The organism is Paraburkholderia sp. PREW-6R (genome assembly GCF_039621805.1).
Lineage (GTDB): Bacteria > Pseudomonadota > Gammaproteobacteria > Burkholderiales > Burkholderiaceae > Paraburkholderia.
On sequence record NZ_CP155074.1, the window covers coordinates 729,093 to 742,972 of the forward strand.

Annotated in this window: 13 protein-coding genes; 10 read left to right on the forward strand and 3 right to left on the reverse strand. The window is 62.1% G+C overall.

The features are described from left to right. The first annotated feature begins 113 nt into the window (after window positions 1–113). Window positions 114–1,412 carry a citrate synthase gene (gltA, locus tag AAGS40_RS18575; protein WP_345816239.1) on the forward strand — a complete coding sequence of 433 codons (1,299 nt, stop codon included), beginning with the start codon at window positions 114–116 and terminating at the stop codon, window positions 1,410–1,412. A 216-nt stretch (window positions 1,413–1,628) separates the two neighbouring features. Continuing rightward, window positions 1,629–3,902 (forward strand): amylo-alpha-1,6-glucosidase, encoded by a 2,274-nt coding sequence (locus tag AAGS40_RS18580; RefSeq protein WP_345816240.1) that lies wholly within the window; start codon window positions 1,629–1,631, stop codon window positions 3,900–3,902. A gap of 12 nt (window positions 3,903–3,914) precedes the next feature. Here the strand turns inward: AAGS40_RS18580 and AAGS40_RS18585 are convergent, their stop codons facing one another. Continuing rightward, window positions 3,915–5,129 (reverse strand): sugar transporter, encoded by a 1,215-nt coding sequence (locus tag AAGS40_RS18585; RefSeq protein ID WP_345816627.1) that lies wholly within the window; start codon window positions 5,127–5,129, stop codon window positions 3,915–3,917. A 955-nt stretch (window positions 5,130–6,084) separates the two neighbouring features. Between AAGS40_RS18585 and flgM the strand changes: the two genes are divergently transcribed. The 5 genes from flgM to AAGS40_RS18610 all read left to right on the forward strand — a co-directional run bounded on the left by flgM (window position 6,085) and on the right by AAGS40_RS18610 (window position 10,188). Then, window positions 6,085–6,396, forward strand: coding sequence for a flagellar biosynthesis anti-sigma factor FlgM (gene flgM / locus AAGS40_RS18590; RefSeq protein ID WP_345816241.1), 312 nt, complete (start codon window positions 6,085–6,087; stop codon window positions 6,394–6,396). Window positions 6,397–6,473: 77 nt separating this feature from the next. Further along, window positions 6,474–7,328, forward strand: a complete 855-nt coding sequence (locus AAGS40_RS18595) for a MurR/RpiR family transcriptional regulator (RefSeq protein ID WP_345816242.1) — start codon at window positions 6,474–6,476, stop codon at window positions 7,326–7,328. Window positions 7,329–7,567: 239 nt separating this feature from the next. Further along, window positions 7,568–8,896 carry an aspartate aminotransferase family protein gene (locus AAGS40_RS18600; protein WP_345816243.1) on the forward strand — a complete coding sequence of 443 codons (1,329 nt, stop codon included), beginning with the start codon at window positions 7,568–7,570 and terminating at the stop codon, window positions 8,894–8,896. Between the two features lie 35 nt (window positions 8,897–8,931). After that, entirely contained in the window at window positions 8,932–9,486 is a 555-nt protein-coding gene (locus tag AAGS40_RS18605) for a carboxymuconolactone decarboxylase family protein (protein ID WP_345816244.1), read from the forward strand. Between the two features lie 276 nt (window positions 9,487–9,762). Next, a complete protein-coding gene (locus tag AAGS40_RS18610; RefSeq protein ID WP_345816245.1) occupies window positions 9,763–10,188 on the forward strand; it encodes an OsmC family protein in 426 nt (141 codons plus the stop codon). 122 nt (window positions 10,189–10,310) lie between these two features. Here the strand turns inward: AAGS40_RS18610 and AAGS40_RS18615 are convergent, their stop codons facing one another. Continuing rightward, window positions 10,311–11,210: a LysR substrate-binding domain-containing protein gene (locus AAGS40_RS18615; RefSeq protein ID WP_345816246.1), complete on the reverse strand. Its 900-nt coding sequence runs from the start codon at window positions 11,208–11,210 to the stop codon at window positions 10,311–10,313. Between the two features lie 101 nt (window positions 11,211–11,311). Between AAGS40_RS18615 and AAGS40_RS18620 the strand changes: the two genes are divergently transcribed. From AAGS40_RS18620 to AAGS40_RS18630, 3 genes are all read left to right on the forward strand, one after another. Next, window positions 11,312–11,902, forward strand: coding sequence for a LysE family translocator (locus tag AAGS40_RS18620; protein ID WP_345816247.1), 591 nt, complete (start codon window positions 11,312–11,314; stop codon window positions 11,900–11,902). Between the two features lie 3 nt (window positions 11,903–11,905). Beyond that, a complete protein-coding gene (locus AAGS40_RS18625) occupies window positions 11,906–12,292 on the forward strand; it encodes a cupin domain-containing protein (protein ID WP_345816248.1) in 387 nt (128 codons plus the stop codon). A gap of 662 nt (window positions 12,293–12,954) precedes the next feature. Beyond that, window positions 12,955–13,227 (forward strand): YodC family protein, encoded by a 273-nt coding sequence (locus AAGS40_RS18630; RefSeq protein WP_345816249.1) that lies wholly within the window; start codon window positions 12,955–12,957, stop codon window positions 13,225–13,227. Between the two features lie 148 nt (window positions 13,228–13,375). Here AAGS40_RS18630 and AAGS40_RS18635 read toward each other — a convergent pair whose 3' ends face one another. Next, window positions 13,376–13,687 (reverse strand): superinfection immunity protein, encoded by a 312-nt coding sequence (locus tag AAGS40_RS18635; protein ID WP_345816250.1) that lies wholly within the window; start codon window positions 13,685–13,687, stop codon window positions 13,376–13,378. Window positions 13,688–13,880: the final 193 nt, after the last annotated feature.

Below are 13,880 nucleotides of genomic sequence, written 5' to 3' on the forward strand. Positions count from 1 at the left end.
GCTCGTGGACCGTAGAATGCACAGCGGAGCCGGAGCATGCGATAGCGCTTATCGACAGCAGCCACCTGCATGCCGGCATGTATGCGATGTCAAAGTGAAAGGAACGCATAGAGATGAATTCGAAGACGCACGCAACGCTAAGCTTTTCCGACAGCGATCAGACGATTGAGCTACCGATCTATCAAGGCACGCTCGGGCCGGACGTAATCGATATTCGCAAGCTGTATGGTCAGACTGGCAAGTTCACGTACGACCCCGGTTTCATGTCCACTGCGGCGTGCAACTCTGAAATCACGTATATCGACGGTGACAAGGGCGAACTTCTTTATCGCGGATATCCGATCGACAATCTCGCACAGAACGCGGACTTTCTCGAGACCTGCTACTTGCTGCTCAAAGGAGAGTTGCCGAATGCGCAGCAGAAGGAAGCGTTCCAGCAAAGCGTCACGCTTCACACCATGGTGCATGAACAGATGCACTTCTTCTTTCGCGGTTTCCGTCGTGACGCTCACCCCATGGCTATTCTGGTCGCAGCCGTCGGCGCGTTGTCGGCGTTCTATCACGATTCGCTCGACATCAACGATCCACAGCATCGTGAATTGTCCGCGACCCGCATGATTGCCAAGCTGCCGACGCTCGTGGCAATGGCGTACAAGTACACGGTGGGTCAGCCGTTCGTGTATCCAAAGAACGACCTGTCGTACAGCGCGAATTTCATGCGCATGATGTTCGCCAATCCGGCGGAGGAGTACGTGGTCAATGACGTGCTGGTGCGCGCGCTCGACCGCATTCTGATCCTGCATGCCGATCATGAACAGAACGCGTCGACCTCGACGGTTCGGCTGGCCGGTTCGTCGGGAGCCAATCCGTTCGCCTGTATTGCTGCCGGGATCGCGTGCCTGTGGGGTCCGGCGCACGGCGGCGCGAACGAAGCCGCGTTGAATATGCTGGAGGAGATCGGGTCCGTCGACAATATTCCGGAGTTCATTGCCAAGGTGAAGGACAAGAACTCGGGCGTGAAGTTGATGGGGTTCGGCCACCGTGTGTACAAAAACTATGACCCGCGCGCGAAGTTGATGCGCGAGACGTGTCACGAGGTGCTCGAGGAACTCGGCCTGCACGACGATCCGCTGTTCAAGCTCGCAATGGCGCTCGAAAAGATCGCACTTGAAGATGAATACTTCGTGTCGCGCAAGCTTTACCCGAATGTGGATTTCTACTCGGGTATCGTGCAGCGCGCGCTGGGCATTCCTACGTCGATGTTCACGTGCATCTTTGCAATGGCGCGTACGGTTGGGTGGATCGCGCAGTGGAACGAAATGATCGCCGATCCGGAGCAGAAGATCGGGCGACCGCGCCAGTTGTTCATTGGGGAGAGCGAACGGGTCGCTCGTCCTGTCGCGGAGCGCTAAGGCTCTGCACGACCCGTGCCAAAGACAAAACCCGAAAAAACTGGAAACTCCGCATCAATAACGTCGTCTGACGCGATCAGAGCCTCTACAATCGGAATGACCTGACAAACTGGCACCAGGCAAACGAGACACCGGTCCCCAGAGCCGGAGCAACGCGCCAGCGTGCAGAGCACCAGTAAAGCGCATACCGAACGCGAACCCAAAGGAGCGACCCTGATGCAGCAACCAGAAGCCCTCGGCGGCCTGTCCGGCGGAATCGACCACCGCGAATCCGAGCCAGATGGCGTTTTCATCCCGACGGAAAATCTCAACGTCGCAAGCGCCGCCCAGCATGTGTTGAAATCGGGCGACACGTTCATCGTCAACGATCCTCTGGGCGATATCACGGGTCACGACGACGGCCTCTTCGTCAACGATACCCGCGTCCTCTCGCGGCTGCGTCTCACCTTCGGCGGCCGCGCGCCTTCGCTGCTCTCGGGCAGCGTCAGCAGCGACAATACGTCCTTTACCGCCCACCTGACCAACCGCCCGCTGCCCCCGCTTGGCGGCGACAGTACGCCTGAAGGCGTCATTCACGTCGAACGCGTGCGCGTGCTGTCGGGCACGGTGCTCAACGAGGCAATCGAACTCACCAATTACGGCACGAGCGACGCGCTCGTCCCGCTGTCCATTTCGTTCGCGAGCGACTTTCGCGACATGTTCGAAGTGCGCGGCCTGAAGCGTGACAAGCAGGGCCGCGTCGAACCGGCGCGTGTCGAAAATCGCGAGGTGTTGCTCGGCTATATCGGTCTCGACGACGTCGCGCGCAACGTGCAGATAGCGTTCTCGCCCGAGCCCGACAAACTGTTTGCCGATCGTGCCGACTACACCGTCAAGCTGCCTGCACAGGCATGCGTGTCGATCTATCTGTCGGTAGCGGTGCAGGTCGTCGCGCAACCGGGCAAACCGGGCGCCGGCGTGTCGCAGCCAACCCACGCGCTGAGCGAGTCGCACCTGTCGCAGATCGATGCCGAGCGGCCGCGCGTCGGCCGCACGGCGGTGCGCGCCGCGCTTGTCGACGCCCACCTCGTCATGCGTGAACGGCGCCGTGCAACCGCGCGCGTGCGCTCGAGCAACCCGCTTTTCAACGCGTGGATCGACCGTTCGCTCGCCGATCTCGGCCTGCTGACCACGGATCTCGCCACCGGCCCGTATCCTTATGCGGGCATTCCGTGGTTTTCCACGCCGTTCGGCCGCGACGCGGTCATCACGTCGCTGCAGACGCTCTGGCTGCAACCGGCGCTGGCTGCAGGCGTCTTGCGCTTTCTTGCCGAACATCAGGCGCGCGAAAATTCGCCGTTCCGCGACGCCGCGCCCGGCAAGATCATGCACGAGATGCGCAAGGGCGAAATGGCGGCCACCGGCGAAGTGCCGTTCGCGCTGTACTACGGTGGCGTCGACACGACGCCGCTTTTCATCGTGCTGGCTGGTGCGTACGTGGCGCGCACTGCAGATCTCGCATTGATCGACGAATTGTGGCCGGCGCTCGAACGTGCCGCGCAATGGGTCGCGGGCGTATGCGACAAGAACCGCCTGGGGCTGCTCGACTATCAGCGCGAGTCGGACGGCGGTCTCGCAAATCAGGGCTGGAAAGACAGCCACGACTCGGTGTTTCATGCCGACGGGCGCTTTCCCGATGGTCCCGTTGCGCTCGTCGAAGTGCAGGCGTATGCAAGCGCGGCGTTCGACACCATGGCGCATTTCGCCACACTCCGCGGACTGCCCGACATCGCCACGCAGTACCGCGAACGGGCGAAGAAAATCCGCCAGTGCGTCGAAGAAAAGTACTGGATGGAAGAGGCCGGTTTCTACGGCATTGCACTCGACGGCCACGGCGAACTGTGCCGTGTGATGGCGTCGAACGCCGGGCACTTGCTGGCGTTCGGTTTGCCGTCGCGCGAGCGTGGGGAGTCTGTCGTGCGCGCCTTGGACTCCACGCTGTTTCACACCGGCTGGGGTGTGCGCACGCTCGCCGCGAGTCAGGCGCGCTTCAATCCAATGGCCTATCACAACGGTTCGGTGTGGCCGCACGACAACGCGCTTTGCGCGCGCGGTCTGTCGCGTTACGGCGGCAAGGCGGCGGCCGTGCGATTGCTGCAGGCGCTATTCCAGGCTGCGGTCAATTTCGACATGCGGTTGCCCGAACTCTTTTGCGGTTTCCCGCGTCGGCGCGGCGAGCCGCCCACCGCGTATCCGGTCGCCTGTTTGCCGCAAGCGTGGGCTGCGGGCTCGCCGTTCATGATGCTCGAAGCGTGTCTGGGTATCACGATCGACGCCGAACGCCGCGAAGTGCTGATCGAGCAGCCCATGCTGCCCGAAGGCATCGACTGGCTGGAAGTGAGCGATTTGCGGGTCGGCGGTGCCACGGTCTCGATCACGTTCCGGAGAATCGGCGACAAAGTCGTGGCGTCCGCCGAGCAGGGCGATGTGCGAGTCGTGGCGCTGCTTTAAACGCGGATGTTTTTACGGCGCGGAAGCGTCAGGTGGCGCGCTCACGCTCTGGCGCCTGCGGCGCGAGAGCGTGAGCGCCATCCAGCAGAACGCGGCGCTGGCGGCCCCCACCACGCCACCAAAAGAGCCAATCCACGGCAACCCGAAGTCGTGCGCGATGTGGTTGCCTAACAGCGCGCCCGCGCCAATGCCGACGTTGTACAAACCCGAAAAGAGTGAGACCGCCAGATCAGTCGCGTCGGGCGCGAGCTCGAGAACCTGCGCCTGCATGGCGAGCCCGAAGCAAATAATCACTCCGCCCCACAGCAGAATGTGAAGCGACAATGTGCCGATGGTCAACGCGAAAGGAAATAGCAGCAGCAGGCACGCTGCGAGCAACGCGATGGTCGTCAGCAGGAACTGGCGCGGTTGCTTCGGGTAGAAGCGATTGAAGCAGATCGCCGCCGGGATGCCGGCGACACCGAAGAGAACCAGCAGGTAGGTAATCCGGCCGTTGCTCGCATGGTTCACGAGGTGCGCGAACGGTTCAAGGTACGTATAGACCGAAAAATGGGCCGTCACGGTGAGCACCGTCACCGCGTAAAGCACCATCAGCACGGGCGTCTTGAGCAGCCCCGGCAGACTTTTCAGTGAGCCTGCGCGTTCACTCGGCAGAACCGGAAGCGTCACCCACAGCCCGGCCATGACCACGAGTGCCGCGCACGCAATGAGCTGAAACGTGGTGCGCCATCCCAGCGCTTCCCCGATCACCCGGCCAATGGGAATGCCCGCCACCATCGCAATCGAAGTCCCAATGGAAAGCAGCCCAAGCGCACGACTTTTGTCCCCCGGCGGTACAAGGCGCACGACCATTGCGACGGAGACGGACCAGAAGATTGCGTGCGCAAACGCAATGCCGATTCTGCCGATCACCAGTATCGTGAAGTTGGGCGCAACGCCGGTAACCACGTGGCTGACGATAAAAAGCCCGAGCACCTGCATCAACAGCTTGCGCCGTTCCACCTTGCGCACGAGCAACATCAGCGGCATGGAGGCGAGGGCGACCGTCCATGCATAAATCGTCAGCATCAAGCCGACGTTGGTCGGTTCCATGTCGAGGCTGTTGCCGATCGCGGTGAGCAGACCAACCGGAACGAACTCGGTCGTATTGAAGACGAATGCTGAGCATGTCAGCGCGATCACACCCCACCAGGGCCGCTTGAAATAGGAGAAGTCGGTTGTCGGCATCATGAGTTCGAAGTGGACGCTGGCAGCACGAATCATATCAACCGACGTGACGCGCGGTATGGCCTCCTGAGGCGAAGAACAACGTGGGTGTGGCGCTGGGCAGACATTCCTGAACGATGGCCAACCGCTGGCGGTCTAGGCTGCCCGGTCGGTCGACGCGGCAACGCAGCTGCCGCACGAGCGTGCCTTACCTAGTCGCAGGCGTCCTGCGCTGACGACCGTCTCGTTGCCGCATTCGCACCGGCAAACCCACAGCCCATCGCCCGCGTATCGCTCGGTCATCAGCTGACCAAATACTTCGCCGCTTTTCAGCGCGGGCGAACCGGGCCGCGATCGCCACACGCGACGCTGTTCGCGACAGCCGCAATCTGTCACGACGCCGTCTTCCACGAGCCTGAGCGCGGCTGACACCTCTCTGCCGCATCGGCACTCCCAAAGCCATACCTCCGCGCCGCGATACTGAAGCGCGACGAGATCGCCGCATGCGCGACCCGTCATGTCGCGACGTGGCGGAAAAGGCCATTGAGGCTGCAAAGGACGGCGAGTGCGTTTGTTCACGGAAACGTAAATGGTGTGCAGGCTTGCCGCTTTCAAGCAGTGGAGGGGCGCTCGATGGCGGGACAGTTCGTTGACGCGGTGCACGCATTATCGTGCTTCAGGCGAAAGTTGGCTGACAGGCGGCGGCGCGTGGATGAACTGTAAGGGACGTCCGGCCCATGATCCAGCGGTCGATGAGGTGTGATTTGCGCCTTCGTCGCCGGCGCGTCGGCAGCCTGAGGCCGTTGTGTGCGATTCCTCACACTTTGTTTCAATTTGTTGCAAATGGTTCGGAGTGTTGCCTGGCAAGGCTTTTCGGGTTTTCCTCCCTCTTCGGAGGGTCCGCCTGCCTTCTTGCTGGGTAAAGATTGCAAATGCGGGACCGTTAAAAGATTTAACGAGTCGGAGGTCACATCGTATGAAAATCGAATCCAGCCATTACCAGATCACGCCGCTGAACAAACGCATCCAAAGCGGGACAGATGCAGGCGACACGAACGGCAGCGTCGAATCCGTCCAGCAGGTGGGCGCTGCCAGTGCGCAGAATTCAACGGTCAATCTCTCATCCATGTCCACCCTGCGCTCATCGAGCGATTCGGACATCGACACGGCTAAGGTCGAGTCGATCAAGGCCGCGCTGCGCAATGGCACTTACAGTATCGATTCCAGCAAAATCGCTGACGGCATGTTGAACAGCGCAAGCGAATTGCTAGGTAAGTCAAGCCGCTGATCGGCGCCTGTTGGCGGCGGTGCCCGGGTGGTAACATTTGTTGTCATCCCTATCAGCCGTTATGCCCGGGTCATCGCATGCCAGACAGTTTCGACCAGCTCGCCGCCCTGATTCGGGCGCGCTTTTCAGAACTGAGTCCGCAGTTCCAGATGGGAGCAGGTTTCCTGCTCGATCATCCCGACGAAGTCGCCGTGTCGTCCATGCGCAAGGTGGCGGAACGGGCTCAGGTGCAGCCGGCGTCGCTGGTGCGCCTGTCGCAGCAACTCGGTTTTCCGGGCTGGAACGAGTTGCGCAATCTGTTCGTCGCGCGCGTGCGCACACGGCCTGAACCGCTTACCAGTCGCGCGCGCTCGCTCGTCAAATCAAAAGACGCGCTCGCGAACGATCTGCTCGTCGCACAGCAACATAATCTCGACGTCACCGCCGCCCACAACGGTCGCGCGATCGTCGAGGCAGCGCGTCTGCTACGGCGCGCGCCCCATGTGCATGTGGCCGGTTTCCGCTCGTGCTATCCAGTCGCGTTCGGCCTCGTCTATGGGTACAGGCTGTTCCGTTCGTCGGTCTCACTGCTTAACGGCGAAGCGGGTACGCTCGAAATGCAGTTGCGCACGCTCGCGCGTGACAGCGCCACCATTGTCGTCAGTTTCGCGCCGTATTCGGTCGAGGCCGCCCGCGTGGCCGAGGCGGCGCTCGAAAAAGGCAGCAAGCTGATCGCCATTACCGACAGCGCGGTGTCGCCCATCGCGCTGAACGCTGACAAAGTGCTCATCTTTTCGCACGAAAGCCCTTCCTTTTTTCCGTCGCTCGTTGCCGCGACCGCGATCGCCGAATCGCTCGTCGCGCATCTGCTGGCGCTCGAAGGCGCGGGCGCAGTCGAACAGCTCGCGATCGCTGAGCAATCGTTGCATGCGAAGGGCGCCTACGTCCCCTAGGATCTTTTCTGCTGAGGTTTGAACGCTTGCGGTGCGAACCCGTCGCACCGTCTGGATCGCGTGCGGCCTGTTTGACAACAATTGTTGCCTAGCGTTATAAAGACGTATCGATCGTTGAGGCGCTACGGCGATTCGCGTCTGGCGTGCGCATGGCAGTCAGGGCGCTGGCATCGAAAACCCGCTGACGCGTATCGAAGCGCTTTGCAAAAACCGCACTTTTACACAGGAATCGGCAACGCATGTCCACTGTCTTCCATCGTTCTCCGAAGCAATCGCTGCCGCTCGCGGTCGCGGGCGACGGTATCGAGATCATCGACTCCGCGGGCAAGCGGTATATCGACGCGTCCGGCGGCGCCGCCGTGTCATGCCTCGGCCACAGCAATCAGCGCGTGATCGACGCGATCAAACAGCAAGCCCAGGCGCTGCCCTATGCGCACACATCGTTCTTTACGACCGAACCCGCGGAAACGCTCGCGGATCATCTGGTGGCGAACGCGCCGCAAGGGCTCGAACATGTGTATTTCGTATCCGGCGGATCGGAGGCGATCGAGGCGGCGCTGAAACTCGCGCGTCAGTATTTCGTGGAGAAAGGCGAGCCGCAGCGCCGCCACTTCATCGCCCGCCGGCAGAGCTATCACGGCAATACGTTGGGCGCGCTCGCCATTGGCGGCAACGCGTGGCGGCGCGAACCGTTCCTGCCGATCCTGATCGAAGCGCATCACGTGAGCCCGTGCTACGCGTATCGCGAGCAGCGTGCGGGTGAAACAGAAGAAGCGTTTGCGCAGCGTCTCGCCGACGAACTCGAACAGAAAATCCTCGAACTCGGTGCCGATTCGGTGGCGGCGTTCGTTGCCGAAACGGTGGTGGGCGCAACGGCAGGCGCAGTGCCGCCGGTGCGCGAATATTTCCGCAAAATTCGCGCGGTGTGCGATCACTATGGTGTCTTGCTGATTCTCGACGAGATCATGTCGGGCATGGGCCGCACCGGCTATCTGTACGCGTGCGAAGAGGACGGCGTCGCGCCGGACCTGCTCACCATTGCCAAGGGGCTGGGCGCGGGCTATCAGCCGATCGGCGCGACGCTCGTGAGCGAGCGGATCTATCGGACGATTGTCAGCGGCTCCGGATTTTTTCAGCACGGCCACACGTATGTCGGTCATGCCACCGCCTGCGCTGCCGCGCTCGCGGTGCAACGCGTGATTGCCGAAGACAAACTGCTCGCCAACGTGCAGGCGCGCGGCGAGCAATTACGCGCCCGGTTGCGCGGGCACTACGCGCAGCATCCGCATATCGGCGACGTGCGCGGCCGCGGACTGTTCGTCGGCGTCGAGCTGGTGAATGACCGCGTGAGCAAAAGGCCATTCGACCCGGCGCTGAAACTGCACGCGGCGATCCGTCGCGAAGCATTCGCGCGCGGCCTGATGGTGTACCCGATGGGCGGCACGGTGGACGGCAGGATCGGCGATCATGTGCTGCTCGCGCCGCCGTTCATCTGCACTGCGCGCGATATCGACGAGATCGTCAGCCGGCTCGCCGATGCAATCGAGAGCGCGCTGGCTGCCATTTGAAGCATCCGACATCACGACACCACACGAGACACCTCATGACCGACCGCCTGCCTCACTTCGATCCCGCCACCGCCACGCCCGAGCAACTGTCGGTGCTCGACGAGATTCTGGCCGGCCCGCGCGGCAATCTGGATGGGCCTTTTCTCGGTTGGATCCATAGCCCGGAACTGGCGCAGCATGCGCAGCGCCTCGGCGCGTTTTGCCGCTACGAGACCGGCTTGCCGCTGCGCCTGTCCGAACTGGCCATTCTGGTGACGGCCGCGCGTTGGCGGGCGCAGGCCGAATGGCACATCCACTATCCGATCGCGCTGCGAGCCGGGCTCACGCAAGCGGACGCGGAGGCGATCCGCGCTGGACGTCGCCCCGATTTCGCGGACACGGACAACGCGTTGGTCTACGACTTCGCAAGCGAGCTTTACGAGACGCAACGTGTGTCCGATGCGACCTATGCCAAGGCGGTCGAGCGCTTCGGCCATCAGGTCGTGATCAACCTCGTGGGACTGCTCGGCTACTACGCGCTCGTGGCCATGACGCTGAACGTCTTTGGCATGCGGGCGGCGGGGCAGGAGAGTCTGCCGTTCCCGGAATGACGGGTGAGTTGTCGCTGCTTTTACGCCGACCTGTTCGGCCCGCTTTTTGCTGAGTGCTCGCTTCGGGCGCAATGGAAGGTCTGTTCACGCTATCGCTGACACCGTCACGACGCTGGAACACGGATGCGCCTATGATGAGGTTCGGTCCATGCCCACGTCTGCTGCGCGGCGCCACGGAGACGACCGATGCCAATACCGCGGAAGATCCGGGCGGGACCGCTGCGGCGGCATCAAAGGGTTGTAAGCGAGCGAAGCAGAACACAACTGGAGAGAGCGATGAAGCGCAAGGCATCAGCAGTCTGGCAAGGCGGTCTGCAAGACGGCAAGGGCTCGATTTCCACCGACAGCGGTGTCCTCAAGGACACGCAATACTCGTTTTCGACACGCTTTGCGGACGGCATCGGCACGAATCCCGAAGAGCTGATTGCGGCGGCGCACGCAGGATGCTTTTCGATGGCGCTGTCGGCGGAACTGGGCAAGGCCGGCATCACGCCGGAGCGTATCGGCACGACGGCCACGGTCACGCTGGACAAGGAAGGTGGCGGCTTTGCGATCACCGCTGTGCATCTGGATGTAGCCGTCAAGATTCCGGGCGGCGACAAGGCCGCATTCGACAAAGCCACGGCTGACGCCAAGGCGGGTTGTCCGGTGTCGAAGGTGCTGAATGCGACGATCACAATGGATGCGAAACTCGAAACGTGATCTGGATTGAAGCCGCGATGCATGCGGCCCGAACGAGGTGATAGAGGTAACAGAGGCAATAGCGCCGGCGCGCGGTCCACCTCCGCGCGCCGGCTTCCTTGCGTGGCCGTGCTGCGGCAGCGTTATCCGACTTTCGCAAGACGATTGGGCGCGGTGTGCGTGGCGGCCGCGCCGTTCGACATGGATTCACGCACGTGGCGCGCGAACTCCTGAGCTACCGGCTGCACCGTGGCCGGCAATCGCAGGCAGATCGCGAACGACGGCAGCGCAGGCAAGCGCACCGCATGCGGCGCGACGATCTCCAGGTCGGACGGTACGGTCGAGACCAGCCAGGTCGTGACGGCGAGGCCCGCCCGCACCGTGGCGGCTGTGGCTTCAATGTTGCCGCTCTCGAACACCGTGCGCCAAGGTATGCCTTCTTTCGCGAGCGCGCCCAGCACCACCGGGCGGAACGCGCAGCGTTCGTCCACCATCGAAAGCGGCAGCGGTCGTTTCTGCCACGCGTCGCTGCCACGGCCGTTCACCCACACCAGGGGTTCGACGCGGATTACTTCGCCGTGCGCTTCGTCCGCCACGTACTCGACGAGCGACACGTCGACGCGCCCCGTGTTCACCGCCTCGTTCAGTTCCGGTGACGCGGCGCATACGAGCGAAATCTCAACCTGCGGGTGCGCTTCGGCAAACGCTTTCATCGCAGGCGCGAGCGGCGTGACCAGATCGTAGGGCACACCCACGCGCAGGCTGCCGTGCAACGGCTGGGCAGTCGCGTCGTCCCAGATTTCGTCGTTCAAGCGCAGTAGCTGCCGCGCCTTGACGAGAAACTGCTCGCCTTGGCGTGACAGTTCGAGCTTGCGCGTCTTCCGGACGAACAGCAGGCAATCGAGCGTGTCTTCGAGGCGTTTCACCTGCTGGCTGACCGCGCCTTGTGTCATGTGCAGCAGATTGGCGGCGACCGTCATGCTCGCATTGTCGGCGACGGTCACGAAGGTGCGGATCAGGTTGAGGTCGAGGTTTCGGGTCATGGACGCATTATGCAGGTTAATGTGTTGCATCATCATTATTGGCTTTTGTGATGCGTAGCGACTGCCTATAGTGGGCGATCCGTTTCTCCTGAACGCATCCGATGACTTCGATTTTGCCCCTCGTTCTGTTCGTCGCCGTCGCGACGGCCACACCCGGCGGCGCGACCACGCTTGCCACCGCGTCGGGCGCGCGCTTTGGCTTCGCGCGCTCGATTCCGCTCGTATTGGGCATTGCCGTCGGTCTCTCGCTGCTCGCCGCCGTCGCGGCGCTCGGCCTTGGCAGCCTGTTGCGGGCAAGGCCCGCGCTGCAGACGGGCGCCAAGGTGGCAGGCACCGCCTATCTGCTGTGGCTTGCGTGGCGCATTGGGCGAAGCGGTCCGCCGGACGGGGGCAACGGGCCCGCGCGACCCGTCACGCTCGGGCAAGGCGTCCTGCTGCTATGGCTTAACCCGAAGAGCTGGGCAATGACGGTTGGCGCGACGGCCTCGTTTGCAACGCTTGCGAGCAGCGCGAGCCGGCTCGCCGTGGTGCTTGGCGTGGCATTCGGCACGGCTGCGTGTGCGTCGCTGATGCTGTGGTGCGCGCTCGGCGTGCTGCTTGCCCGACAGCTGCGGACCGCGCGGCATTGGCGCATCCTGAACCTCGTAATGGGCGTGCTGCTCGCCGCTTCCATCATTCCTGCGTGGAGATAAAAAATGTCTGTCTATCCATTTGCCGAGTCGTTCGATCTGGACACCGCCTTTGCGGAGGTGTCGGAGTACTGGTCGCCGAAAGTCGTCGCGCAGGTCAACGACCAGTACGTGAAGATTGCCAAGGTGCGTGGTCAACTTGTGTGGCACGACCATGCGCACGAGGACGAAATGTTTTACGTCGTGCGGGGGCATCTGAAGATCGAGTATGAAGGCGGTCGCGTGGTGGATTTGCCTGCCGGGTCAATGCATGTGGTGCGACGAGGCACCTTGCACAACCCGGTGGCGGAGAGCGAGTGCTGGATCGTGCTGATCGAGCCCGTGCAGACAAAACATACGGGCGACGTTCAGTCGCCGTTGACGAGGAGCATTGACGAGCAGCTACGGGCATAGGCGCAGGCAGCAGGATCGTTCAGGCTGAGCTCCCACCGTCTGCGTCTCTTGCTGCCTTCAGGAACCGCGTAAGCGACAGCAACACCAGATTAATGCTGCGGTGCTCACATCGAGCGGGTGCTCGACCGCTACGGTGACGCTGCATTGCAGCGGGCGGTTTGTGCGGTTCAAGAAGTGGAGTGCATATAGACGATTTCAGAGCTGCTGCTGGAATTTATCGAGTATTTTCATTCGCGATCCAATGATGGACGGTTGGATTTACCGATGATCCCTTTGTTCACAGGTAATTTCAAATATCCCGGCCGCACGCAACAAGATTTAATAAACCGTAATAACTTTTCAGTCAGCATTTAGATATGGTTGAGAAAGGTCAGCGTTCTCCGGAATGCGGTGGGAGCGTCGACAGTAACTCTTGCGATCGTGCAGTGCCGCACGGGGGCAAGGCCTGGCATAGGTTGCCGCTTTTTCCGCAAGTTTTATCGCTGCGCGTGTTGTGCAGTGCTTATCGCTGCAGTGAAAACGGTATCAATTAAAAATTGCTTGCCGGCATTAATTTCGATTGATAATCTGGCGTTTCATTTGGAGTTTCCTTCCGTGGGTCGGATGTCGAGAAGCGTGGCGCAATGACTTAATGAGTTCATCGGGTTGAGTGGGGGATTGAAATGCTGACAGCGACTGTTGACACGATGCAGACCCCGCCGCCCGGAACCTTTAACGTCGGCGATGTGGTGACAATCAAGGAAGGAGGCCCGCGGATGACGGTGACTTACGCGGGGCCGGTGGCCTTGAATCCCGGTGACTGGCTCGTTTGCGAATGGTTCGACGAGCACGGCGAACTGCGCCGCGAGATGTTCGCCCCTGCCAGTGTGCAGGCGGAGCCGCGCTCCATCCCTGCTGCCTCGGTTTTATGGAACCGGGTCGGGCGCGCTGCCTGACGAATCTGACCTGCCTGCACAAGTTTCCGCCGGCGCTCCCTCGCGTTCGTTGGCTATGGTCTATTGCGCGCTTCTGCGCAAACCGTGTTGGACTTGACCCGCTTGCCTGCTGCGGTTCGCCGGAACCCCTGCATTCGTCGCTGACCAGCTACCTCTTAGGCCGCTCCTGCGCGGCCGCGCGCCGCTGCACGCGAATCATCAAAGCCGCCGAAAACGCCCGCATGCGCACCACCTTCCGGTTTTCCACGACTTCGCCCGCAATGGCCGGCGGCGGGTTCGGCTGCAGCGACCAGTAGAGTGCGAGCAGCCAGCCGAAACCGGTCCAGCCGAGACAGGCATTGAATAGCGCGAGCGTCAGCACGTCGTGACGCTTGCGGCGGTCCGCGAGAATGGCAGGCAGGAAGTAGAGCGCCAACGCGAGAGCGGCGGCGACAGCCTGAACCAGCACAATGCCCCTCATGAGCGGCTCCGTGGGGGTGCGGCGATTGCCGCGATGCGGCAATTGTCGCGCGATTGCCTGCTTTGCGCAGCCTTGTCGCACGCTGTGCAAAGCGGGTGCTGACGGGCAAGCGGCGAAGTCTCCGATCGTCCGGCGCCGGCATGTCACGCAATGTTCAACAGGCGGGACGCGTGGCGAGGGGTTTAGCCGATCG